Annotated in this window: 21 protein-coding genes; 14 read left to right on the top strand and 7 right to left on the bottom strand. The window is 41.1% G+C overall.

Features of this window, described 5'->3' with window-relative positions:
• The first annotated feature begins 4 nt into the window (after window positions 1-4).
• From V7K55_RS13555 to V7K55_RS13545, 3 genes are all read left to right on the top strand, one after another.
• Window positions 5-502: a hypothetical protein gene (locus V7K55_RS13555; RefSeq protein ID WP_334832043.1), complete on the top strand. Its 498-nt coding sequence runs from the start codon at window positions 5-7 to the stop codon at window positions 500-502.
• Window positions 503-826: 324 nt separating this feature from the next.
• On the top strand, window positions 827-1798 hold the full coding sequence (locus V7K55_RS13550) for a DMT family transporter (protein ID WP_334832041.1): 972 nt from the start codon (window positions 827-829) through the stop codon (window positions 1796-1798).
• A 200-nt stretch (window positions 1799-1998) separates the two neighbouring features.
• Complete coding sequence (locus V7K55_RS13545; RefSeq protein ID WP_334832039.1) at window positions 1999-2841, top strand: fatty acid desaturase family protein; 843 nt, start codon at window positions 1999-2001, stop codon at window positions 2839-2841.
• 66 nt (window positions 2842-2907) lie between these two features.
• Here V7K55_RS13545 and V7K55_RS13540 read toward each other — a convergent pair whose 3' ends face one another.
• The 4 genes from V7K55_RS13540 to rocD form a co-directional block, all read right to left on the bottom strand.
• Entirely contained in the window at window positions 2908-3270 is a 363-nt protein-coding gene (locus V7K55_RS13540; RefSeq protein WP_334832037.1) for a DUF6464 family protein, read from the bottom strand.
• A gap of 106 nt (window positions 3271-3376) precedes the next feature.
• On the bottom strand, window positions 3377-4888 hold the full coding sequence (locus V7K55_RS13535; RefSeq protein ID WP_334832180.1) for a hydroxysqualene dehydroxylase: 1512 nt from the start codon (window positions 4886-4888) through the stop codon (window positions 3377-3379).
• 282 nt (window positions 4889-5170) lie between these two features.
• The gene (locus V7K55_RS13530; RefSeq protein ID WP_334832035.1) at window positions 5171-6214 is read right to left on the bottom strand and encodes a 1,9-bis(guanidino)-5-aza-nonane synthase; all 1044 of its coding nucleotides are present in this window, start codon (window positions 6212-6214) and stop codon (window positions 5171-5173) included.
• Between the two features lie 250 nt (window positions 6215-6464).
• Window positions 6465-7715: an ornithine--oxo-acid transaminase gene (gene rocD / locus V7K55_RS13525; protein ID WP_334832033.1), complete on the bottom strand. Its 1251-nt coding sequence runs from the start codon at window positions 7713-7715 to the stop codon at window positions 6465-6467.
• 1393 nt (window positions 7716-9108) lie between these two features.
• Here rocD and V7K55_RS13520 point away from each other — a divergent pair.
• Together V7K55_RS13520 and modB are read left to right on the top strand one after the other, a co-directional pair.
• Window positions 9109-10008, top strand: coding sequence for a class I SAM-dependent methyltransferase (locus V7K55_RS13520; protein WP_334832031.1), 900 nt, complete (start codon window positions 9109-9111; stop codon window positions 10006-10008).
• 266 nt (window positions 10009-10274) lie between these two features.
• Window positions 10275-12074: a molybdate ABC transporter permease subunit gene (modB, locus tag V7K55_RS13515; RefSeq protein WP_334832029.1), complete on the top strand. Its 1800-nt coding sequence runs from the start codon at window positions 10275-10277 to the stop codon at window positions 12072-12074.
• A gap of 121 nt (window positions 12075-12195) precedes the next feature.
• Here modB and V7K55_RS13510 read toward each other — a convergent pair whose 3' ends face one another.
• The gene (locus V7K55_RS13510) at window positions 12196-12567 is read right to left on the bottom strand and encodes a four-helix bundle copper-binding protein (protein ID WP_334832179.1); all 372 of its coding nucleotides are present in this window, start codon (window positions 12565-12567) and stop codon (window positions 12196-12198) included.
• 438 nt (window positions 12568-13005) lie between these two features.
• Here V7K55_RS13510 and V7K55_RS13505 point away from each other — a divergent pair, with 438 nt between their 5' ends.
• On the top strand, window positions 13006-13239 hold the full coding sequence (locus tag V7K55_RS13505; protein ID WP_334832027.1) for an EF-hand domain-containing protein: 234 nt from the start codon (window positions 13006-13008) through the stop codon (window positions 13237-13239).
• A 689-nt stretch (window positions 13240-13928) separates the two neighbouring features.
• Here the strand turns inward: V7K55_RS13505 and V7K55_RS13500 are convergent.
• Window positions 13929-15437, bottom strand: coding sequence for a BamA/TamA family outer membrane protein (locus V7K55_RS13500; protein WP_334832025.1), 1509 nt, complete (start codon window positions 15435-15437; stop codon window positions 13929-13931).
• A 50-nt stretch (window positions 15438-15487) separates the two neighbouring features.
• Here V7K55_RS13500 and V7K55_RS13495 point away from each other — a divergent pair, with 50 nt between their 5' ends.
• The 5 genes from V7K55_RS13495 (at window position 15488) to V7K55_RS13475 (ending at window position 17930) form a co-directional block, all read left to right on the top strand.
• A complete protein-coding gene (locus V7K55_RS13495) occupies window positions 15488-15724 on the top strand; it encodes a hypothetical protein (protein WP_334832190.1) in 237 nt (78 codons plus the stop codon).
• Between the two features lie 73 nt (window positions 15725-15797).
• Window positions 15798-16265 (top strand): DUF4870 domain-containing protein, encoded by a 468-nt coding sequence (locus tag V7K55_RS13490; protein ID WP_334832023.1) that lies wholly within the window; start codon window positions 15798-15800, stop codon window positions 16263-16265.
• Window positions 16266-16298: 33 nt separating this feature from the next.
• Window positions 16299-17396, top strand: a complete 1098-nt coding sequence (locus tag V7K55_RS13485) for a Gfo/Idh/MocA family protein (protein WP_334832021.1) — start codon at window positions 16299-16301, stop codon at window positions 17394-17396.
• Window positions 17397-17403: 7 nt separating this feature from the next.
• Window positions 17404-17649 carry an HNH endonuclease gene (locus V7K55_RS13480; RefSeq protein WP_334832019.1) on the top strand — a complete coding sequence of 82 codons (246 nt, stop codon included), beginning with the start codon at window positions 17404-17406 and terminating at the stop codon, window positions 17647-17649.
• 35 nt (window positions 17650-17684) lie between these two features.
• Window positions 17685-17930, top strand: a complete 246-nt coding sequence (locus tag V7K55_RS13475; protein ID WP_334832018.1) for a hypothetical protein — start codon at window positions 17685-17687, stop codon at window positions 17928-17930.
• Between the two features lie 72 nt (window positions 17931-18002).
• Here V7K55_RS13475 and V7K55_RS13470 read toward each other — a convergent pair whose 3' ends face one another.
• Window positions 18003-20678 (bottom strand): DUF3536 domain-containing protein, encoded by a 2676-nt coding sequence (locus tag V7K55_RS13470; RefSeq protein ID WP_334832016.1) that lies wholly within the window; start codon window positions 20676-20678, stop codon window positions 18003-18005.
• A 528-nt stretch (window positions 20679-21206) separates the two neighbouring features.
• Between V7K55_RS13470 and cax the strand changes: the two genes are divergently transcribed.
• The 3 genes from cax (at window position 21207) to V7K55_RS13455 (ending at window position 23980) form a co-directional block, all read left to right on the top strand.
• The gene (gene cax, locus V7K55_RS13465) at window positions 21207-22298 is read left to right on the top strand and encodes a calcium/proton exchanger (RefSeq protein WP_334832177.1); all 1092 of its coding nucleotides are present in this window, start codon (window positions 21207-21209) and stop codon (window positions 22296-22298) included.
• Between the two features lie 254 nt (window positions 22299-22552).
• Window positions 22553-23692 carry a serine/threonine-protein kinase gene (locus tag V7K55_RS13460; protein WP_334832014.1) on the top strand — a complete coding sequence of 380 codons (1140 nt, stop codon included), beginning with the start codon at window positions 22553-22555 and terminating at the stop codon, window positions 23690-23692.
• A gap of 54 nt (window positions 23693-23746) precedes the next feature.
• Window positions 23747-23980: a hypothetical protein gene (locus V7K55_RS13455; RefSeq protein WP_334832012.1), complete on the top strand. Its 234-nt coding sequence runs from the start codon at window positions 23747-23749 to the stop codon at window positions 23978-23980.
• Window positions 23981-24011: the final 31 nt, after the last annotated feature.

Here is a 24011-nt window from a genome sequence, read left to right as displayed (position 1 = left end):
ATAAATGAAAACACCCATTAATCCTGTAAACCCTAGACTAACTAGTGCTTGCCAGCAAGCTGAAGCTAGTTGCTGCAAAACGGGTCTGTTGTTCTTGCCTGATGACGAACATAAAACAATTGTTTCATGGCTAACTGACAACTCACCAAGTGAACTTGATGAGTTCGAGTCCAGATGTGTTAAACACGATGGATTCTACCTATACGATCAAAAAGATTGTTGTCAGTTCTTAACCGAAACCAATTTGTGTAGGCTGCATTCAGAAGGTGTAAAACCATCTGAGTGCTTTTGGTGGCCTGTGCAAATCTACGGCACAGAACCAGAAAATCTGGAATTTCGTGTTGCAACTAGATGCTGTACGGCTTGCGAGAACATTGATGCCAATTCATCTCTGCTTGACGACATTACAAAGAGAGTTAGCGAACTTGGTGCTGATGTATTTTGTCGGTTCAGAAAAGTTTACTTGGGAAATTCTGGAAAACGATTCTTACGTAAGTTGTAGCTGTCGCCACCCAAAATTTAACTGTAAATTTAGCTATTTTAAATGTATTCTATTACCTTCATCTGAAAGGATGGGGGTATTTTTTGGTGTACAATCCAACATTAATAATACTCAAGATTGAGAGGTTGTTTGAAAAGTCGTATGTTGTGATTTTAATCGGATTTACCCCCCTTAATCCCCCCTTATAAGAGGGGGGGAAATCCGGTTCCCTCTCCTTTATAAGGGGAGGGTTAGAGTGGGGTAAAAAATATTTGATACATCAATTAGAACTTTTCAAACACCCTCTGAGTTCTCAATACATAGTTCTATTAGTAAAATTAGTTGATGAAAAAATTTTTCACAGAAATTAACAAACAAACCCTGGGTGTTATTTTAGTCATTTTTACAACACTAATTTTCGGAAGTATTCCTGCGGTAGTCAAAGAGGCAATGACTATCTTTTCGCCAGCTACACAATTTGCAATTCGTTTTGCGATCGCAGCAATAATTCTTACTCCGTTTATTCGGAATCTGAGTGTAAGCTTAGTACGTGACGGAGTAATCATGGGACTGTTACTTTTCGGTATTTTTGCTCCTGCAACGATTGGATTGGAGACTATCTCAGCAAACCAAGCTTCATTTATCTTCAGTCTCAATATGGTCTTTGTAAACCTGTTTGAGATCCTGTTTCGCAAGCGCTTATCTATCAGGACTACACTAGGGGCAATGCTTGCTTTCGTCGGAATTGGAGTTATGTCTTGGGAGAGTGGGACACCGATGATTGGCGATCTTTGGGTGTTGAGTTCTGCCCTGAGTGATGCCGCTTACATGATTGTGCTTGAGGTGTTTTCGCCACAATACTCACCTATACCATTCGTTACAATCCAGCTTTGGGTTGTAGCAGCACTAGGCATATTGTGGGCTATTCCCGAACTAACTGAGCAAATTGAGGCAATTAAAACAAGTTTCCCTATACTGATTTATCTTGGTCTAGTTGGCACTGCCATAGTTATTTTGTTCCAGACAGTAGCACAACGCTGGATATCAGCCCAGAAAGCTGCACTATTCTTTGCCTTAGAGCCTGTATTTGGAGCAATTTTTGCATTTTTGCTACTTGGTGAGACTTTTTCAACTCGCAGTTTCATTGGCGCAACAATGGTGTTAGTCGGAATATTTCTGACTTTAATCCGTCCCAAGATTGACGAAAGTGATTCAGAGTTATCACAAAAAAGCACAGTCTCGGATGATACGTCCAAAGGTGGCGAGGTTTTGGAAGCAGTGCTGAGTCCTAACAAAGAAGTGGAATCAGTTGGTTGAGAAATTTTGAACCGAATAGCACTAAGTTAAGGCAAAATCGTTGATTGAAACCAATAGAAATTTTGATTGGTATCCTTATTTTTACAGCAGTTTATTTGGGCTTACACAAGCTAGCAGCATATAGTAGTATGATCGTTTCTTAATTGTCCTTGTATTAGCCCTCAGCAGGTTAGTCGTTTGATTTGTTAAAGAACGTACAGATGTATCAAAGTAAACCAATTGACTTTATTGAACGAAACGATATTAAAGCTGTTCTAGCTTTACTGAGAGACTGGATAGCAATTTTTCTGATCGTTGCTTTTAGCATTTGGATGAATAACATATTTGTGTATTTAATTTCAGTATGGGCGATCGGCATTTTCCAATTTGCTATCGGAGAGGGATTAGTACATGAAGCAACACACAATAATTTATTTGAGAGAAAAATCTGGAATGAAAACTTAGAGTTTCTCTATGCTTTTCCTGTATTTAGAACAGTATCTGCTTATCGGAAACACCACCTTCCCCATCATAATTATTTTGGGAGCGATAAAGATTATATCCCTGAATATTATGAAATGTTGGGCTTGTACAAACCAAATAGAAATGTGTTCTTTGTCTTATTTATTAAACCCATAATGGGATTTGCTGCTTATCTCTTCTTAGAAGACGCATACCTTCACATGAAAGAGTTGGACTGGCGTTCGTTCAAAAGCGGCTTTAAGATATTTCTGTTTTGGTTCGTTGTCGTTCTGAGCTTCTTTTTATCAGGACATCTCAGTATCTTACTCTTGTACTGGTTTGTCCCTCTAGTATGGTGTTATTCATGTTATTCATGTTGGTCTGAGGTACACGAACACTTTAATACTGTATCCGGTACGAGAACAAACCTTAACTTGATAATTAATTTTTTAACTCATAATACTGGATATCACTATCTTCACCATCTTTACCCTACTATTCCCTGGTACAAACTTCCAGAGTCACATCAGGTTTTGTGTGCTGAGAGTTCAGACATCTCATACGGCTTATTCGATATCTATAAGCAATTATCACGCAGTTAATTCGATGCCTAAGTCAGGAAGTCACCCCCCTGACTTACCTACTAAACTGTGCTTGAATCTTTTTATTCACACAACTTCTAACTTTTCATAAAAGCGGCAAGATTCGCAAGGGCCATCTGGGTTGACTGCACAGCGAATGAGTTCTGAATGAGCATTGTAGCAGCAGGTGGCATCACCAATTACCCAACGTCCACCTACCAAACTTTTCTCAGACGGACGTTTAGCAGACTGTACATAAATGGCAACATTATGTAAGCGGTAGCGCCCAGCTTTTAGTTGGTATCGATGGCGGCGTTCTAAAACTGCGTAGGTTTTACCCTCAAAATCGAGATAATTTCCGGGTTGGGGTGTCCAATCAAGTTGCACTTTACCGAGTGACTCAGGCGGATGCGTCAGAATCACCTCGGTTTGTAAAGAGTCTGGCTCCATAAGCTTATGTGATTTGGTTTACATTAGAAGAATGGTATGGCATAGCTTCCTTTAGCTTACCGAATTTAGATTACAATTAATGATTCCCTCCTTGCGTCCTTACGGATTATGGCAACCAAAAGTTAGGTAAGATAGATTTACCCAAGTCACGTAGAGTTTGGTTGAGCGATCGCGCCACTTGGATATGTGCTTCATCCTCTTCTACAGCTAAAATCTCGGCTGGCTGACCTTCTCCCAAATAAGACACCACCAAATTCGCCGCCTCCAAACCAGTAACATAAGCCTTTTCCTGTGACCAGGAACCATGACGGGTTACAATCCAATCCCCACTCATAAACACATTTTCAAAACTTGTCTTCGCGGGTAACATATAACGATAGCTACCTGGTGCAAAGTGAGTCACCGCTTGAGGTAGCCGAATTACACTGCTATCAATGATTTTTGCCTCCCGAAAGGCTGGCACACAAGTTGCTAAATAACCTTGAACTATTGCTAAAATCTCCTCATCACTCAAACCGAGAAACTGATTTGCGTGATAAAAATCAGCTTCAATCACCGTTCCTGGCTCATCCCGATATTCATCATGTAAGGCATTCAAATCAAAAAACGTCCAACCTGTACTTGCGTCGAATCCAAAACAAGCATTAGAAGGACGGGGAATATCAATTTTGCGGTCAAACCATAGCCGCGTTGCTAAAACATCAATTGCTCCTAAATTGCTCAAATTACGGAATTCTTCATGGCTTTGTAGACTAGGGCTGTTTGAGACAATTTTCTTCATCCCCGTTATGCCAACTGCAAAAATCACGGCATCTGCTTCAATTACTTCATCACCGCAAACCACACCCTTCGCCCGATGATTGCTATCAACAATTAAGTCTGTAACTCGGCGCTTGGGTAGGACTCGCGCACCAGCTTTTTCAATCTGTTCCACCCAAGGACGAAATATCTTTTCTCCAACAGTTCCTCGACACCAAACTACATCAAAATCAGGTTGATGAGCCAGAATAAAAAAGTAAAGCATTCCTAAAGTTGCGGCGGCTGAACATTGTTCGCCAGGGGCAAATAAGCCCACTAATAACATTGGTTCAAAAGCGTCGCGGTAAAGTCGCGCAGAAACGTTAAAGTCTTTGAACAATTCACGGGCAGTTACAAAGTCATAGCGTCGCCAAGCATCATCAGAATTGTCAAAATCAACAACAGCGTAAAGTAAAGGCAGAGCGCTCACACGGTCAATTAGTGGCAATCGTTTAAACTGAGTATATAGAAAAGTTCCTAGTGGGGAGGGGAGTCGCGGTAAGTCTTGAAAGATCGGTGATTCAACTTCTAAACCTGCTGGCGAATATTGTGAAGAACGAGTCCAAGTAGTAAAAGGATTAATTTCTAATTCATTGATTAGAGAAAAAATATTTTTATAAGGATACCAAAAGCCATGAATGCCAGCTTCAACAGATTTTCCGGTGGCTGTTTGCCAACCTGCCACCAATCCACCGGGATAAGGGCCTGCCTCTAGAAGGGTAACATCATAGCCTTGTTTTGCCAAATGGTAGGTTGCTCCTAAACCAGCCCAACCAGCACCGACAACTACCACCTGTTTTTGTTGCGATCCTTCTACCATCCCAGCCTCCGATTGTTGCTGTCCATCAACTAATGTATACGAACTTGCTGCTCTTATCAGATAACATGTTGCTATTACAGTAGACATCTCCGAAAAAGAATGTAGAGACGTAGCACTGCTACGTCTCTACAAGGGTTGTGGATAACGCATATTTAATTTCTGGAGATGTCTAGTAGAGAAAGAAGGAAAAAGCCAAGAAAATTTGGCGCAGCCTCACAAATAAATGGTATCAGCACTAATTAAAATGAAGAGCAGGAGAAATTCTCTTGCTCTGAAAAATTGCTATGCAGTCACTACTTTGGGTTGAGGTTTAGTGAATAACTCAGCTAAACGATGGGGTTTGCGATCGCGCCAGTTCCCCTTATGATACGCATACCCCGCGATTAACGGGAATGCCACAGTCGCCTCAGAAAATACCATTTGTTCAGTAGCTTTATCTACCTTCCCCCAAGAATGAGCCTCTTTGAGAGTAGAACCAGATAAAGCCCCATCCCGCTCATCGGCAACGGTGACTTGAATTGTATACTTGTGCATACTCGTATCAAATCCCAGCATTTCCGCAGCTACCACCGTATCCTGGGCGAAGTTTTTTGGTACACCGCCACCAATCATCACCAATCCAGTGTAGTTGGAAGCTAGTTTGCACTGCGTCAACTCTCGAAAGTCTCGCACCGAGTCAATCGTTACATGAGATTCCGGGGAATTCCATTGGTGATGCACTAAGCCAAAGCCAGCCGAACAGTCACTAAAAGCGGGGACAAAAATTGGTACAAGGTGTTGATAAGCAGCTTGCACTACAGATTGACCATAATTACCCCGGCGTTCTAAATAAGCCGCCATCTGCTCAATAAATTCCCGTGAAGAATAGGGACGCTTATCTAAATTATTGGCGATTTCTGCGATCGTCATGTCACACACCCGCAGTTGATCTTCATCAATGTAGGTGTCATATATGCGGTCTATCCGTTGCTGTCTTAACACTTCATCATCAGCAAAGGGATCGCCGACATAATGACGATAACCCAACGCTTCAAAGAAATCTTGATCAACAATGTTAGCGCCAGTAGACACGATCGCATCTACCATATTGTGAGTAATTAAATCGTGGACTATTCCCTTGAGTCCAGCACTAAATAAAGACCCAGCTAAACACAAAATAATCGTACATTCTTTATCTTGCAGCATTGCATCATAAATTTTTGCTGCCCGCCCCAAATTTCGACCTTGGAAAGCCGTCTTACCCATAGCTTCCACTAAGCCAACAACATCAAAATCTTTAATGTCAATTGGTTGCATAGTCTGTTGCAAAAGTTCTTCACGATTCATGGTAGATTGTCCTTTTTATTGAAAATAAAAGTTATACGGTCTGCACAGCGACTACAAGGCAAGTCTTGCCAATGTACTAGGCGCTTCGCAGTGGTCGTACCAGGACAAACCAGGATCAGATTGCCGTCTTTTATTTAACTTGACGTGCAATTCCCAGATACTCATGAGTTGGATGAAAGGACTGTTCAATTTTGCTAATAATGACTTCTCAAACACTACAATTCACCAATGATACTCAATTTACGCCAAACTAACAAGTGGTTGTCAAAACTCGCTCAATTCTTTCCAATGCCCAATCTATTTCATCTTGGGAAATAACCAAGGGTGGAGCAAAACGAATGACATTATCTCTAGTTTCTTTGGCTAATAATCCCTCTTTAGCTAAGGCTTTACAAAAACGTCTAGCACCACCAGCTTCGGGGTGCAATTCCATCCCAATTAATAAGCCTTTGCCACGCACTTCCTTGATATACGAACTCTCAATTGATTGTAATTTATCTAGAAAATATTCTCCTAGTTGTAAGGCTTTTTCTGGCAAATTTTCTTCTATAAGAACATCCAGTGCTGCAATTCCAATAGCAGCAGCTAAAGGATTTCCACCAAAGGTACTACCATGATCTCCTGGTTGAAATACACCCATCACTTCCTCTGTCGAAATAAACGCAGAAATGGGATAAAATCCACCAGATAAAGCTTTTCCTACAGTTATACCATCTGGCTTAACATTCTCATATTGATGGGCAAACATTTTACCTGTTCTTCCCAAGCCAGTTTGAATTTCATCAAAAACCAATAAGACATTATGATGGCGGCAGATTTGTTCTGCTTGCTTTAAAAACCCATCAGGAGGAACGATAATACCTCCCTCACCCTGAATTGGTTCTACCAAAAAGGCAGCAGTGTTAGGAGTAATCGCTTTTTCCAACGCCTCAGAATCACCAAAAGGGATAACTTTAAACCCACTCGTCAAAGGCCCAAACCCATCTTGATATTGTTCTTCTGTAGAAAAGCTAATCAAACTAATAGTGCGCCCAGAAAAATTATTACTACAAACAATAATTTCTGCCTGATTTTCTGGTAAACCTTTTACTTTATAAGCCCATTTACGAATGGCTTTGATAGCCGTTTCCACAGCTTCGGCTCCCGAATTCATGGGTAGCACTTTGGGTAAACCAGAAATTTGAGAAAGTTTCTCATAAAATCTTCCTAACTGGTCATTGCGAAAAGCTCTAGAAGTTAAGGTAATTTTCTGAGCTTGCTCAATCATGGCTGCCAGAATTTTGGGATGACAATGACCCTGATTTAATGCTAAATAAGCAGAAAGAAAATCCAGATATTTTTTACCTTCTATATCCCATATCCACACTCCTTCTCCTTTAGTGATGACTACATCTAAGGGATGGTAATTATCAGCACCATATTGCTGTTCTAGTTCAATATAATCCTGGGTATTCATAGTGTTGAATTTGGTAATTCCCAGAGTTAAGTTCGTTGCTTGCATATTTGCTCCTGATAGTTTTGAGAGGTTGAAATCAAACTAGAAAAAACCTGAAAGATTACCAGTCAAATGAGAGATTCAATAGATCCGAGCATAATTTGAAAAATCCAGATTTTATCCTTGTTTTTAAGAGTTACAAATTGATAGACAAGACCAAATAGGGATGATTTGAAAAACCACATCTATCGTTGGAGCTATTTACCATCAAAAAAATGATTAGTCAAATCCTGAAACGAATATTTTGGTAAATCCATACCATGATTAATTTGTACAGTGCTTAAGTCTTAGTTTTATAATTCCTAATTTCAGGGCGCTATTTACAACGAGACTAAAGGCGCAACTTCCAATATTAGCCCTATTTTTGATGTCAAAGACAAGACCTATTATTAGATATTGAGCGATTTTTCTGAATATCTAAATAGCTAGGAACTATTGACCAGCCATCTGGTTTTATTATAGATATGCAACTTGTGTAGAGCATCTTCTGCCTACTTTTAGTGAAGAAAACCAGTTGCCCATTCTGTCTGAATGTAAAACTTTGCTGGCATAACGACCAAGAGTGTAAACTGTAACATTTCTAATGTTGAATTTATCTTTATCCGCACCTTACAGATAAAAAACGAAGGGCGATGAACAGGCGGTGAGTGTTATGAGTTAGAGACTTTCGTCTCCTTCATAGATATCTTAAACTAGGTATACAATGAGTTTTTTATGCTGTTATCGAATATAGACTATCACTAAATTTCCTGTCTCTCAATGCTGGGGTGGGGGATGAAAAGGTTAAAGACTATCTCATTCAGAAAAATTTAGCTGAACTCCCAAAATGTAATGATTATTCAGAGAAGATAGTGAGATTGCCAGATTTCGTCATATTGAGTATAATAGCTTACCTGTGATTCTTGGTTCTAAGTAGGTCTTTTGAGGGGATTTTATTGCAGTTAATTACGACGTTGCCATAAGCTAAGTAGTTGGACAAAAATCTTTACAGTCATTGTGTAATTAATTCTGTCCAAGTACTTAAATTTTATCTTGAGAATGCGATCGCCTAGCAATATTTAATCAGCGCATTGGCATCGCCCGTCGGAGACATCGCATTTTCTCAGGAATCTTTTGGCTAACGGTAGGCTAACATACCTACAAAACTATGCTTTTAGGACTTGTGTGTACACTTTAGCCTTAGTAAGGAGAGGTGAGTATTTGCTGAAGCAAATACGGGGCGAGATTCAGACGGTGTTGCAGCGAAGTGACAAGCGCTATATATTTCACCAAATTGAAAACAGTTATAGACTTTAAGGAAAGGCTAAGGTGGAGCAATTCAGTAAAAATCCCTTGCGGTTAATGCTGAGTTGAGAGTATAACAGAAAACAGACTTGACTATTGATGAGGAATAATCATAATGACTCAATTAGCAAATACAAAATTCAGTCTAAATGACTTTGAATTACGAGATGGCATTTATTTTCCTAGCGATTATGAACAATTGAATAATACTCAACATAAAAAAACATGGGATGCAATTGGCAAAACGTATTATGGTTCCCAAAAAATTGAAAAAATTGCAGATACATCGCCCATTAAACAAGATTACACTCTGCTAACTGGCACACCTGGAGGGACTTGGAACAAATTTCCATCGAATAAATCTGTTGGCTCTATTCTAGAGATCGGCTCTGGTTATGGCCGCGCACCTTTGCATCTCTCGAAAGCGAAAAATCTCAGATGCGAAAAATATTACGGCATTGATATTTCTGAACCTTTATTGCGGCGGTTAATTAAGGTTAAACAAGAATATAATTTTTTCCCAGAAGCTGAATTTAACTTGATTTGCACTTCTGCTGAAATATTACCTTTGGAAGATAATTCTATAGATTTGGTAATTTCTAACTGCGTCTTTATGCATATACCAGATGCACAATTAAGAAATTTGTTAGCTGACATATCTCGCGTACTAAAGCCTGGTGGAATTTTTGTTTTTAATCATTCCTTTCACAATAAATCTTGTCCTTCTCATATTATCCATAATTTTATCAGAAGGCTAAACCCATTTGTGAGAAATCCAGTTTATCTCAAGCAATATTCTGCTGTTGAAATAAATGAAATGTTAGCATCTGCTGGTATACAAACTAAGTGCCCAGAATACATTGTCGAACCAACGCAAGAATATGCAATTTTGCCGGAAACTATTAAGGGAATTCCAGTACCCTTTGCTAATGCTATTAACAGAAGCCTTAAACCATCAGATGCTTTAAAAGAAACTTTGGCTTATGGTTTTAGTGCTTACAGTAGTCAACTATAGCAATCTTAAATAATTCGCAAACAATCAGATCCCCAACTTCTTAGAGAAGTCGGGGATCTTGTTTTTTAGGAGTTGTTATAGCGTTTCCCGGTCTGGTGAGATACAAGAACCCCACCCCCAACCCCCTCCCCGCAAGCGAGGAGAGGGCTATGATGTAACTCCTATGATTAAGAAACGCTTTATGTAACTTACCAACTTTTACCAACATCTTTAAATTAAAGTTGGTAAATTAGTAATTACTTAAGCTAATTTTTCCCTACGCAACTATGCCATTGGATTTATCGCCCCTTTGGATATCACTCAAAACTTCATTACTTGCCACATTTATCACCTTCTTTGTGGGTATTGCTGCTGCCTACTGGATGCTGGGATATCGTGGCAAAGGGAAATCGTTGATTGAGGGTATCTTTATTGCGCCACTGATTTTACCGCCTACAGTTGTCGGTTTCTTGTTGCTGCTATTTTTTGGCAAAAATGGCCCTGTAGGGAAACTCATGGGGGCTTTTGACTTCAGCATCGTCTTTACTTGGTATGGTGCTGCGATCGCAGCTACAGTAGTTTCTTTCCCTTTAATGTATAAAACTGCACTAGGAGCCTTTGAACAAATAGATGGCAACTTACTGCGAGTAGCTAGAACCCTTGGTGCAACTGAAGCTACAATCTTTTGGCGCATCAGTTTACCCTTAGCACTACCTGGGATTGTAGCCGCCACAATGCTCGCTTTTGCTCGTGCTTTGGGAGAATTCGGGGCGACGCTGATGCTAGCTGGCAACATTCCCGGACAAACGCAGACAATCCCAATGGCAATTTATTTTGCTGTGGAAGCGGGAGAAATGAACGAAGCGTGGTTTTGGGCGATCGCAATTATGGTAATTTCTCTATCTGGAATAATTGGGGTTAACTTCTGGCAAGAATTGAGGGAGAAGAAGAAGGCAGGGGGCGGGGGGCAGGGGGCAGGGGGAGAAATTATTTATACTCCGCAATCTAGTTTTGAATCTAGTGGATTGTTTGTCAATATTGAAAAAATCCTGACTAGCTTTGATTTAAAAGTTGCTTTCACTACTGATGAACAACCTTTGGGATTGTTGGGGGGTTCTGGAGCAGGTAAGAGCATGATTTTGCGCTGCCTTGCGGGGATAGAAACACCCTCTAGTGGACGTATAGTTTTAAATGACAGAGTATTGTTTGACTCAGAACAAGGAATTAATTTACCCAGCCGCGATCGCCGCATCGGTTTTTTAGTGCAGAATTACGCGCTATTTCCGCATTTGAGTGTGGCGCAAAATATTGCTTTCGGCTTACCCAAAAAACTATCTGCTGGAAGTATTAGAGTGCAGGTAGAGGAGCAACTTATAGCGATGCAGTTACAGGGATTAGGCGATCGCTATCCGCACCAACTTTCTGGGGGACAACAACAACGGGTAGCCTTAGCAAGAGCATTGGCAAGTCAACCGGAAGCATTACTTTTGGATGAGCCGTTCTCGGCACTTGATACCCACCTGCGTAGTCAATTAGAGCAGCAAATGACAGAAACCCTTGCTGACTACCAAGGTGTGACTCTATTTGTCACCCATAATATGGAAGAAGCTTACAGAATTTGCCCAAATCTGTTGGTATTAGAGCATGGTAGAGCCGTTCATCATGGCAGCAAACATGATATTTTTCAGCATCCTACTACCGTTAGTGTTGCTCAACTTACCGGATGCAAAAACTTTTCCCGTGCTGTTCTCCAGTCATCGCAACAGGTAGAAGCGATTGATTGGGGTTGTAGTCTCCAAGTAGTTGAACCAGTCACGAGCGAATTATCCCATATTGGTATTCGTGCCCATCAGTTCATTTTTACCAATGACTCATCACAAGAAAATACCTTTCCCTGCTGGGTAGTACGAACCAGTGAAACGCCCCACCGAATGACGTTGTTTCTCAAACTATATTCTGCTGGCAGGAATTCTCAAGATTACCATCTGCAAGCTGAAGTCTTTAAAGAAAAATGGGTGACTATGAAAGATCAACCATTTCCTTGGTATGTGCGTTTAGATCCCCTGCGCTTAATTTTAATGGAGTGAACGCAGAAATATACAGGACATGGGAAATTCTTCAAAATCATCTTACTTCAAGCGCCCAGACCCCAAAGAGTCTGAGCGCTTGAATATTAGGTTGCAGAGAAACTTCTGCTAGTTAGAGAAATTAAGCAGGCATCATCTGCATACTTCTGCAAGACTCTGCACACTTACGGCAAGCAGCAGCACATTCCATCATTTTCATGTCATCGCTCATCATCTCACAGGCCATTGCAGTGCGATCGCACATTTCAGCGCAAAGCATACAAGTACGTCCCATGAACTCAGAACCGCTCATCATCATATTCATGCACATCATGCACATTTCAGCGCAATCGCGCATCATGCTCATCATGCTCATCATATTTTTGTCCATCTGCATACCACCTTTGGCCATGCAGTAAGTCATGGTTTCCATGCACATCTTGTGACAGTCCATACAAACTTCCATGCAAGCTTGCATTTCGGCAGTCATGGTTTCATTCATCGTCATCATCATCATCTGAAATACCTCATGATTTTTTGATGTATTAAAGAGTGCCTTTAGAAGGACTACCTCATAACATTAATCCTATCCTTTTAAAGAGTCAAGTCGCTCTGCTCGCAATGACACAAAAATAACATGAACCAAAAAACCCTAAATTCAATCAAAGTCAACAGCCTACAACCTTCACCTCTTGATAGCTCACCCAAAATCCCTCTCTACACACCACTATAGAGGGATTGGCCGTTTCTAGGTGATTAGCGATAATCAGAGAGGACATTACTGAATTAGAGGGAGATTTTGGAGGTATCGCATTTGAGACACTATCCTTATATACACTAAATAGTGTTAAAGTTACTACATTCGCACACTTGACTATCTTAACTATCCTTGCGTCTTTGTCAAGATTTTGAGATATTAATTAAATTGAAAAAGTAATTCAGATAGAAACTTATGACAACCGAGCAAGAGCTTCAATCTCTTTTTAATACCTTAGATAGCGATCGAGATGGCAAAGTCTCCATTAACGATCTTTTTTTAAGTCCTGGCTTAAGTGCAATCATCTCATCAGAAACAAATACTAGTAGTCCCCAGGAATTACTAGTAAATTATGATTCAGACAAAGACGGTAGTATTACTTTTGAAGAGTTAAAGGAAGCAGTTGATAAAGCAAATAATTTAAACTAGGAGTCAAAAAAAAGGGTATCAATACCCCATAAATCCCTTTCTACACTTCAGTAGAGAGGGATTAGCCTTTTATAGGTCAAAATGGGACTCAGCAAAAAAAATGCTTTCAAACCCTATAATACTGTTCGCCGCAATTCAGGAAAAACCTTAGACACCTTATTCAAGACACAATCGCCATAGGTTCCCCGAAAATCATGAATGTTAGCTTTATCTCAGCGATCGCCTATATTAATATTATCATTCGCCATTATAGGAATCATATTTGATTTTTGAACAAAATTAGGTATTGTAGGGTGTGTTAGAACGCAGTTCGTAACGCACCAAACCCTTGATAATCGTGCGTTACGCTGTCGCTAACACACTCTACGTATCTTTTCAGAAATCAAATACTAGTCCTATATATTATCTAACGCTCTTTTATTACTTTGAAAAAATCAAATATTTGTAGGTTGGGTTGAACAACGTGAAACCCAACAGAAGTAGGGATTATTGGCGTTGGGTTTCGTTCCTCAACCCAACCTACTCATAGATTTATAGAAAATAGTGACAACAAAGGTTTCTGATTTTTATCTCGTGAGAGTCATAGAAGAGCGCTAATTGAATCGGCTTCACTTCTACATCGAAATTGGGATTCTAAAGCTTTGCGTAAAATCATAGCTATTTTAAACGCAAAGTAAAAATTAATGAGATTAAAATCGCTGACCTGTAGTAATTTCAAATCTAACTTCTCCTTGGTCGCTAATTCCTAAGTCACCCCGAATTAGCCCAAAGGTTGAGTTGACCCGCAATCCTAAGCCGTAACCAAAGCCACTTCCAGGTTTGTTTCGCAGCACACCTGGTTCTCCTAACACGGTGTCACTAGACCCGAAATCTGAGCCGAAGTCAGTAAAGACAACTCCGCCTATTGACTGAAAAATTGGGAACCGATATTCCACCGAAGCTAAACCATAACTCCGGCCACTGGCAACTTTACCATAACCGTAACCTCTGACAGAATCTAGCCCACCAATATTAAAAGCATCAGCTGGTGGGAAGTCTCCAATAGTTGTACCAATTTGTAAATTAATCGCCAACATTTCTGGATTATCAGTTAGTCTACCATTACCTATCCAACTGACTGGAAAATACTGAATATAGTCTCCCCGTAAGCGGTTGCTAGAAATATTCCCCAGTCCAATGGGAATCGCTTGTTCTGTGCTGAAGGTGAGGATCGATCCTTGGGTGGGATTGTCTCGGCGATCGCGTTGATCTCTGGATACAGCAAATGATACTGTAAATAGGTCATCAATTCCAGTCCCGCTCACAGATAGAGGACTCCCCAATCTATCGACCTGGACAACGTTATAGTCTCCATCGCGGAGGCTAATTCTGGTATAGTTAAGCGCTACAGATGTATACCACTCATCAAAAGATCGTAAAAGTGCCACAGAACCACCAAATCTTCCTTCTCGCACTTTGCTGCCGTCAGCCAATCTGATATCGTCGTTGAAGGTTCCCGATGTGTTTCGAGTCCGAAAACCTCTAATGCTATAGCCCAAACGGTTTGGTTCTTCAGAACGATAACGGCTAGTAAATTGGCCGTTAAATTGGACATCTTTAGTGCTAAACTGCAAAATAGTATCTAGTTTATCGTTCAGACCGCTAACATTTTCATCTTTATAACCCACCCGACCATATAGCCCAACGTCATCGTTATTACCGCCTCCTAAGATGAGAGAAGGGAAGCTACGCTCTTTGATTGCATAAAGAATATTAACACCGAAAGCATCTTCTTTAGGGTAAACTTTGACTTGATTAAATGACTCTAATCTCCTCAATCGTTGCAAGTCTGCTTGAAGTAAATCTTCACGGAATATCTGACCTGGTTTGAGTTTCAGCAAACCAATAATAAAATCTTTCTGAGTTCGCCCTCTGATTGGCAGACCTTTTTCATTAGTAAAGCGTATCTGGATATCTTTGACAACTTTTTGGGAAATTTCCAAGGTCTGGCTATCTCCTAAAGTTACTCCTATATAATCACCATATTTGGCATCCCCTCCCCCTATTTTGTTTGTAGCTTCTAGTGTCACAATCCCACTAGCGCCATCTTCAGTAGAAGGTTGCGAGTCTGCAAGGGCTTCTAGATTTTTACCACCTACTAACATTACTGCGATGCCTACGGCGGTAAGCAACGCAACTACAGTTATTTGAACTCGCATATTGAAAATACGTTAGTGTTATTAAGTTTACAGTATAGAGCGGATCTCTTTTGCGTAAGTTCTATATTAACCTTGCTATTGAGTATTTCAAAATCCGGTTGCTTGTTTCGCCAGTACTCAGTATAAACCGTCAGACTGTTTTCAAGTTGCGATCGCCTCCAACGGGCAGTTACGCCATCGCTCAAGTCCTCAAAAGTTTTGAAGTTGCGCTACTGCCACAAGAGGTTATAGTCTGGGAAATAGAACCTCTTCCCAAAAACTATGACAGACAAATACTCAGCGTTTAAGCTCTTTTTTAGCTTTTTTGTAGATAATTAAAGTGGGTGACTATCTGGTAAATCCACTTACACATAAAAAGCCATGAGACAAAAACCTAAACAACAAATGCGTATCTGGGCGGTGTTGTGTCATTTCTCAGCTTTGTTAGGATGGATGTTATTGGTTTTTTTAGTATTTCTTGGCATCCCTTTATATTTACCTTTAAATCTTTTAGTTCCCCTCTTGATTTGGCGCTTTAGAAAAGCAAAATATCCTTGGATAGATTTACAAGGAAAGGAATCTTTAAATTTTCAATTTTCTCTAACATTATATACCTTGATTGTCATAGCAATATCCTTAATTTTATTAATAACTAGCTTGAGTCTGGTTGTGACTAGCAATGGTTCAGCCCATGAAATAAAAAACACTTTAGATGGCTTATTAATTGTACTTGTGTCACTATTTTCATTCAAACTCATACTCCAATCGTTTATAGTGACATTTGCCTCTGTAAAAGCTTACAAGGGCGAGCATTATCGTTACCCTTTTACAATTAGAGTTTTACGATAATAAAAATCACATAAATATGGGAACCAAAATTATATGATTGGAATTGCGATCGCCGGGACTGGATTTGGTCAAAAAGTCCACATCCCCGGATTCCAAGCGCATCCTGGGACTGAGTTAGTTGCTGTTTATCACCGAGATATAAATAAAGCCAAAGCCATAGCAGAATCCCATAATATCCCCCACGCTTCCGACTCCCTAGCTGATATTGTGGCATTACCAGAAGTGCAAGCAGTCAGCATCTCTACACCGCCATTTTTGCACTATGAAATGGCAAAAACTGTATTGCAAGCCGGGAAACATTTATTATTAGAAAAACCGACAACTTTAAATGTAGTTGAAGCTAAAGAACTTTATCGGTTAGCAAAAGCAAAAGGCGTAATTGCGACTGTAGATTTTGAATTTCGCTTTGTCCCAGCATGGCAGTTATTTGCTGAACTATTGTCAGAAGATTATGTGGGTGAGTTACGCTTAATTAAAATTGATTGGTTAGGTTCTTCTCGTGCTGATACTTCACGCCCTTGGAATTGGTATTCTGACAAAGAAAAAGGAGGTGGTGCATTAGGATCTTTGGGTTCCCACGCTTTCGATTACATTCACTGGTTATTCGGGCCAGTGCGGAGATTAAACGCCCATTTAACTACTGCAATTCCTACACGAGTCGATCCTGCTAGTGGGGAATCTAAGCCAGTAAATACAGATGATAACTGTATATTAACCCTGGAATTAGCAAATGGTACACCTTGCCAACTTTCGATCAGCGCGGTTGTTCATGCACCAAGAACCCATTGGGTAGAAGTATATGGCGATCGCGGTACATTAATTGTGGGTAGTGAAAATCAAAAAGATTATATCCACGGCTTTCGGGTTTGGGGTTCCCAGCCAGGTAAACCCTTAACGGAAATAGAAATACCGAATCGGTTAATTTTCCCAAAAAATTATGCTGATGGGCGGATTTCGGCATTTATCCGCGTAATAGACCAATGGATACAAGGAATTGAACGCAATCAGGAGATTACACCATCACTGCGAGAAGGAATTTATTCTCAATTATTGATGGATTTATCCCATGAATCGCATACAAAAGCAAGTTGGGTCGATGTACCTAGCTTAGAAGGATTTCTTAGCAATTAGAAAACAAATGAGCAAAACTCCCCGTATTAGTATTCCACCGGAAGTCAAGAAATATGTTTTTGAACGTGACAAATATCAATGCCAAAGCTGCGGTAAAACTACTACAGAAACTAGCCTCAGTATCGACCATATCATTCCCCTTGCCCGTGGTGGTCAAAACGATATCAGTAATTTACAAACTCTCTGTCTTACTTGTAATCAGCAGAAAACAGACAATATTGACCCCCGCTTCCGACGATATTTTCAGCTTTAAGTTACGATAGTATGGGCGATTAATTTCTCATTTGTATGCCTAAAAATCAGAATAGCAATTCTCGAAGATTCCTCAATATTAAAACTTCGATTCTTTACTTATTCACTTCTATGGCTGTTTTAGTAATAGCTTTTCCCTGGCTATATGAGATTAAAACGAAAGCTGGGATTGATATATCACCTAACCGCCATGCAGGAACTTTTTTTGAGAAACATACCCACGGACTCTTTAAGTGTGAGTGGCTTTATCCTTACCATTGCGATCGCTCCCAGACTAAGTAAAGTAAATTAAAAAGAAAAGGGGAAAGTTTTCCCCTTCTCTGTGTGTGAGATTTTTACCGTACTACCCTACATCTATCCCAACTGATTTGAGATCGCGCTTACATCAACGGCTAACTTTTTGCCCAACTTGAGCAACTGAAGGCACTGATTCTCTGCTTCATTGCCAAAGCTAGTAATACACACCGGCGCAATCTGACTTTGCAGACAACTAAAATAGAGTTCTTGCGATCGCTGTAGGGAAATGTCAATATTTAGTTGATCCCCGACATCAATCAATCGCTCCAATAATTGGATATCTGCATTAAAGCTACCATTAGCATCGTGCAACAATTGCCAAAGCGATCGCGCAATTAACTGTTCTAACATCTGCTTACCGTCGGGAATATTCAGCCGACAACGCAGATGTTTTGCTTCAGTCGCGATCGCTTCTAATTCTAAGATATGACTCCAACTCTTTTGGGGATCGGCAATCTCTTGCTCAAGCGATCGCAATGTCATCAGACAGCGATGTCCTAAAGCAATATCTGCTGCTACCTGCAACTCTTGCGGTACTGCTATTTCATCTCGATGAAACGCCATCAGCACGCCATAATTATCGCGGTAGGCTTGAGTATACAACTGTCCTAAACGTGTCAGCGTTTCCTGACTAAGCAGCCCCATAATTCGGTGGCGTTCTTCAGCAAATAGATTTTGCAAGTTGAAAGCTTCTTCACCAAATAGCTGTGTCATTGCCAAGATGGTGTGAGCCGCACTAGCTTGTTTTAGTGCCCCAAACAGCTTTTCTTTAATTTGGCTGTAATCACGCCGCCCAGTAAATTGTTGAATGCAGCAGTGAAAATCCCAGCCTCCCAAATGCAGAACCGCAAATACCAAATGCTCGCTTTCCCAAGTAATCTCTGATACTAGCTTTAAACTTCCGACAGCCAGAGTTAGCGATCCCATGCGTTGCAATTGGTAATCTAGCTCATTGGCAGCGTAGCAATAAACCTTTTTGTGGTAACGCTGAGACTGTTTGTCAGCCACATCTTTTCTGGGCAAAGAATTATGCGCTTGGGCTGGTTTCTGATTAGTAAACAGCGAAGTAATAGCGTAATGGGCTGCTACTTGCTTAAAGCCAAGCTGGGCAGTTAACACGAGTTGCCGATAAATTTCTGCACCGTGTTTAAATTCATCCACATTACTGGGGGCTAAACCAAGACGTTTGACAAAGCCTTTTTCTAGCTGCACACCAGCCACTTCCCCTGCTAATTCTAAAGCCCGGGCGGCGTAGCGCATAATTTGCGTCCCCTCTGGACGGGAAATTTCTTCAAAAAACCAACCGCAACTAGTGAACATCAACAAAGCGTGACGCTGCATTTCTAATAGGCGCAAAGCGTCTACTTGTTCGGCTGCTGTTAGTTTGTGGGTTTGATGGCGGGCGAGGAAACGGTTAACATTGCCAGCAGAGCGATCGCGCATGACTTGGATATATTCATCCCGTGTTTGCCAGGGATCGCGAAATAACTGTCTGCCATGTTCCTCATACACTTCAGTTAGCTGATCCCGCAGCCAATTTAGGGCATCCCGTAGGGGACGACGCCATTTCTGATGCCAAACACCACCTTCTCCACCGCAACCACAGTCATCTTCCCATCTGCCGACACCGTGGGCGCAACTCCAGGCTGTAACTGACTTCAATTCCACTTCCCAGCCGGGAGAATTTAAGCTGAGGTAGTGGGCGAAGTTCGTTACTGTCCAACCTTGTTGAGGAAACTCTTTGGTAAAGGCGTAGGCTAAAGTTTTCTCAGTCCCCTTTTTGTGATGTCCGAAGGTTTCCCCATCCGTCGCCACAGAGATTAACTGGGCTGGACGATGATCCCCACGGACTGCTGAACCGATCCGGCCGGCAAAATGACTGGAATTATAAACGACATCACTAAAACCCATGTCCCGCGATATCGGCCCATCGTAGAAGAAGATATCAATGTAGGGTTTATCATTTGTTTCGTTGGACTCTTGACTATCTTTCAAATAACAACGATAGGGACGGGTGGAATCAATCTGACTACCGCCGACTTCGATCCATTCAGGATGAGGATGATCTGGAGTGGGGAGGGGACGGCAACGCAGGGCTTGAGATGGTGCCAGGACAATGAAGCGAATCCCCTCAGCAACAAGAGCTTCTAGGGTGGCGTAATCTACAGCAGTTTCAGCTAGCCACATTCCTTCGGGATCGCGGCCAAAGCGGGAGCGGAAGTCCTCTTTACCCCAGCGAATTTGGGTATATTTGTCCCGTTCATTCGCCAGAGGCATGATGATGTGATTATATACTTGCGCGATCGCATTACCGTGACCATCCAAGCGATCGCTACTCTTGGCATCCGCCTCTAAAATTCGCTGATAAACCTCCACATCGTAGCGTTCTAGCCACGACATTAGGGTTGGCCCGATATTAAAACTGAAATACTCGTAATTATTGACGATCCTCACCACTTCACCTTGGTCATTTAAGACTCTGGCAAAGGCATTCGGGCGATAGCATTCCCAATGAATCCGCTCATTCCAATCATGGAAAGGTGCAGCGCTCGGTTGGCGTTCAATTGCGTCCAGATAAGGGTTTTCCCTTGGTGGCTGGTAAAAATGACCATGCACCGTCACATAAACACCATTAGCTTTTCTCAGGGGATCGCCTTCTTTGGTGTTATTGGGATCTGAATGTAATGTTAACGTTGAGCCAGAGTTAGCCGGCATTTCAGCAGCAGAAGTCATGTATATTTATCCAAAACAAAAAACTTACAGTTGCACCGAAAACGTTGTGCGTAAACCTTTATCCAATGGTTTCGGCGCAAAATCCGGTATAAACAACAACTATGGAATCTAACTAAATTTTTGACAAATCTTCCTCATTGTAGTGGGAAATCTGCGTTATCGCACAACCCTTTCCCTGAAGGCTTAAATGTAATTAGCCATTGAACAAAGACTTAGCTAAGGGTTTCCTCGTTAGCAGCGCTAAATCAAAAATTTAATTGTCTTTTAATACATTAAACCCCATTCTTGGTGTAATAATTTGGCTCAAATTCATACTTTTGCAACAAAAAATTACGAAAACTCCTTAAATCGCAATCTTATTTTACATCCGCTGTAATGAACTGAAAACAGTACAATTTCTGAATTGCTCTACAGACGGTTGAGAGTATCATGTCGGAGTGCTGAGTGAAAGTAATTGTTAATTCAACACCCCAAATTTTAAATTTAGGATTGCTCGCTGTGAATGATACCCTCAACCCAAAACAACAAATGTCAACCAAAAACATTATTCTTTTCGTTTTATTACTGTTTATCCCAGTTTCCCTAGCAGCCCACTTTCTGGAGTGGGGAGAATTGCTAGTTTTCATTACAGCTGGATTAGCAATTCTGCCCTTAGCAGCTTGGATGGGTACAGCCACAGAAGAAATTGCTGTTGTAGTGGGGCCATCATTGGGCGGGTTGTTAAATGCCACCTTTGGCAATGCAACAGAATTAATCATCGCCCTAGTAGCGCTAAACGCTGGGTTAATAAATGTAGTCAAAGCCAGTATTACAGGATCGATTATCAGCAACTTACTACTGGTAATGGGTTTTTCCATGCTTTTGGGAGGACTGCGCTACAAAGAACAGACATTTCAGCCAATTGTGGCGCGGGTGAATGCTGATTCGATGAATTTGGCAGTGATTGCCATTTTGATGCCAACGGCGATGAATTATACCTCTCAAGGAATTAACGAACAAACACTGCAAAATCTTTCTATTGCTGTTGCTGTGGTGTTAATCCTGGTTTATGCCCTAACGCTGCTATTTTCGATGAAAACCCACTCCTATCTATATGATGTGGGTGTAGCAGAGACAGAAGAAGAGGAAACCCCTCACGCCAAACCAAATATGATGTTGTGGGTTAGCGTGCTGCTAGTATGTACCTTAATGGTGGCAATTGAGTCAGAAATGTTAGTTGATTCTCTAGAAGTGGCCACATCTCAGCTAGGTTTGACGGCACTGTTTACAGGGGTGATTTTAGTTCCCATTGTCGGTAACGCGGCTGAACACGCCACAGCAGTCACCGTGGCAATGAAAAATAAAATGGATCTTTCCCTTTCGGTAGCTGTGGGATCAAGTATGCAGATTGCCTTGTTTGTCGCGCCCGTGTTGGTGATAGCTGGGCGGATAATGGGTAAACCAATGGATTTGGATTTCCAACCCTTTGAATTAGTAGCTGTGGTTGCGTCAGTATTGATTGCAAACAGTATTAGTTCTGATGGTAGGTCTAATTGGCTGGAAGGCACTTTGTTATTAGCTGCTTATACAGTGTTGGGGTTCGCCTTCTACTTCCATCCAGTTATCGAAGGTATAGGGTAGTTAGGGGTGCGATAGAAGTGCGAGTCTTGCCCTACGGCACGCTAAGGGCGAACGAGCGTCATAGCCCGTCGTAGACATCGCACTTGATGATTTTAGATTTTAGATTCTTTTGGTTCATGCCAGACTAACGTCCTACTAAAGGATTTTCCCCCTTCTGCGTGACACAAATCCAAAATTTAAAATCCAAAATCTGTTAATTACACCCTTTTGCCTGGGACAGGAGAAAATAAGAACATATAAGAGCGATCGCCTATATGAGCTACTGCCTTAATCCCCATTGTCCCAAGCCTGAAAATCCTACTGATGTCAAGTTTTGCCGGACTTGCGGTTCTAAGTTACTCCTCAAAGAACGTTACCGTGCTATCAAACCAATCGGACAAGGTGGTTTTGGCAAAACTTTCTTAGCTGTGGATGAAGATAAACCCTCAAAACCACGCTGCGTAATTAAGCAATTTTATCCCCAATCCCAAGGCACTAACACTCTTGCCAAAGCCATAGAGTTATTTAACCAAGAAGCGGTGCAGTTAGATGAATTGGGCAAACATTCCCAAATTCCCGAACTCCTGGCATATTTTACCCAAGAAGACCGGCAGTATCTTGTCCAAGAATTCATTGACGGACACAACTTGGCTCAGGAATTATCACATAGGGGTGGTTTTAGTGAAACGCAAATTCGGCAACTATTAAATGATTTATTATCAGTTTTACAATTTTGTCATGCGAGACACGTAATTCACCGCGATATTAAGCCAGAAAATATTATTTTACGGGAGAGCGATCGCAAACTAGTATTAGTAGATTTTGGTGCGGCTAAATCTGCCACTGGCACTGCCTTAAATAAAACTGGTACAAGTATTGGTAGTCCTGAATATGTTGCCCCTGAGCAAATGAGAGGTAGGGCTGTTTTCGCCAGCGATATTTACAGTTTGGGTGCGACTTGTGTTAATTTACTAACAGCGCGATCGCCCTTTGATTCTTATGATACTAACAATGATACTTGGGTTTGGCAGCAATACTTGAAAACTCCCATCAGTAATCAGTTGAGCCGCATTCTCAACAAGATGCTAGAAAGTATTCCCATTCGGCGTTATCAAACAGTAGATGAAGTTCTCAAAGACTTAAATCACCAATCGCAAGTCGCAGCCACGCCAGCAATCGCCCCAAAACCTATCCCTCAATCTTCACCTAATTTCCCACCCGCATTTGTATCGCCATCTCCTAGTCAAATCGATCGAGAATTAGAGGAAATGAAAACTCAATTTTTGGGTGGCAACAAACCTCAATCAAATAAAATACAACCACCAACCCCGACATCTCAGCCTACTAGTAAAAGCAAAATAGATGAAGAATTAGAAGAATTAAAAGCCAAATATCTTGGTAATAATAACCCCTAATATAGGAATCCGGTTTGATTTCTGAACAGATACGTAGGGTGTGTGTAAAATACTTTGACTAATTCGGATGTTGATTCATCTGTGACACTCCACAAAGATGCGAGTGAACAACTACTCCGCGATCCGATCGATAAAGCAATCTATCAACAAAAGGAAGCATCTATGTCTGATTCTTGGAACCAACAAATTCTGCTCAAAAATTATCCGATCGCAGAACCCAAAGAGCAGGGCTATTTCATTCTAAAAAGCTGCTTGAGTGTGTCTAGTCCAAAAGAACATAAACGTTGAGCTTGTGCCATGTTTTTAAACATATTGTCCC

Source organism: Nostoc sp. (assembly GCF_036919895.1).
Lineage (GTDB): Bacteria > Cyanobacteriota > Cyanobacteriia > Cyanobacteriales > Nostocaceae > Nostoc.
This window is presented reverse-complemented; position numbering and strand designations above follow the sequence as displayed.

Bases quoted from the DNA above. Each gene is read 5' to 3' on its own strand.
- V7K55_RS13555 (WP_334832043.1), top strand. From the start codon at position 5: ATGAAAACACCCATTAATCCTGTAAACCCTAGACTAACTAGTGCTTGC.
- V7K55_RS13550 (WP_334832041.1), top strand. From the start codon at position 827: ATGAAAAAATTTTTCACAGAAATTAACAAACAAACCCTGGGTGTTATT.
- V7K55_RS13545 (WP_334832039.1), top strand. From the start codon at position 1,999: ATGTATCAAAGTAAACCAATTGACTTTATTGAACGAAACGATATTAAA.
- V7K55_RS13540 (WP_334832037.1), bottom strand. From the start codon at position 3,270: ATGGAGCCAGACTCTTTACAAACCGAGGTGATTCTGACGCATCCGCCT.
- V7K55_RS13535 (WP_334832180.1), bottom strand. From the start codon at position 4,888: ATGGTAGAAGGATCGCAACAAAAACAGGTGGTAGTTGTCGGTGCTGGT.
- V7K55_RS13530 (WP_334832035.1), bottom strand. From the start codon at position 6,214: ATGAATCGTGAAGAACTTTTGCAACAGACTATGCAACCAATTGACATT.
- rocD (WP_334832033.1), bottom strand. From the start codon at position 7,715: ATGCAAGCAACGAACTTAACTCTGGGAATTACCAAATTCAACACTATG.
- V7K55_RS13520 (WP_334832031.1), top strand. From the start codon at position 9,109: ATGACTCAATTAGCAAATACAAAATTCAGTCTAAATGACTTTGAATTA.
- modB (WP_334832029.1), top strand. From the start codon at position 10,275: ATGCCATTGGATTTATCGCCCCTTTGGATATCACTCAAAACTTCATTA.
- V7K55_RS13510 (WP_334832179.1), bottom strand. From the start codon at position 12,567: ATGATGATGACGATGAATGAAACCATGACTGCCGAAATGCAAGCTTGC.
- V7K55_RS13505 (WP_334832027.1), top strand. From the start codon at position 13,006: ATGACAACCGAGCAAGAGCTTCAATCTCTTTTTAATACCTTAGATAGC.
- V7K55_RS13500 (WP_334832025.1), bottom strand. From the start codon at position 15,437: ATGCGAGTTCAAATAACTGTAGTTGCGTTGCTTACCGCCGTAGGCATC.
- V7K55_RS13490 (WP_334832023.1), top strand. From the start codon at position 15,798: ATGAGACAAAAACCTAAACAACAAATGCGTATCTGGGCGGTGTTGTGT.
- V7K55_RS13485 (WP_334832021.1), top strand. From the start codon at position 16,299: ATGATTGGAATTGCGATCGCCGGGACTGGATTTGGTCAAAAAGTCCAC.
- V7K55_RS13480 (WP_334832019.1), top strand. From the start codon at position 17,404: ATGAGCAAAACTCCCCGTATTAGTATTCCACCGGAAGTCAAGAAATAT.
- V7K55_RS13475 (WP_334832018.1), top strand. From the start codon at position 17,685: ATGCCTAAAAATCAGAATAGCAATTCTCGAAGATTCCTCAATATTAAA.
- V7K55_RS13470 (WP_334832016.1), bottom strand. From the start codon at position 20,678: ATGACTTCTGCTGCTGAAATGCCGGCTAACTCTGGCTCAACGTTAACA.
- cax (WP_334832177.1), top strand. From the start codon at position 21,207: ATGTCAACCAAAAACATTATTCTTTTCGTTTTATTACTGTTTATCCCA.
- V7K55_RS13460 (WP_334832014.1), top strand. From the start codon at position 22,553: ATGAGCTACTGCCTTAATCCCCATTGTCCCAAGCCTGAAAATCCTACT.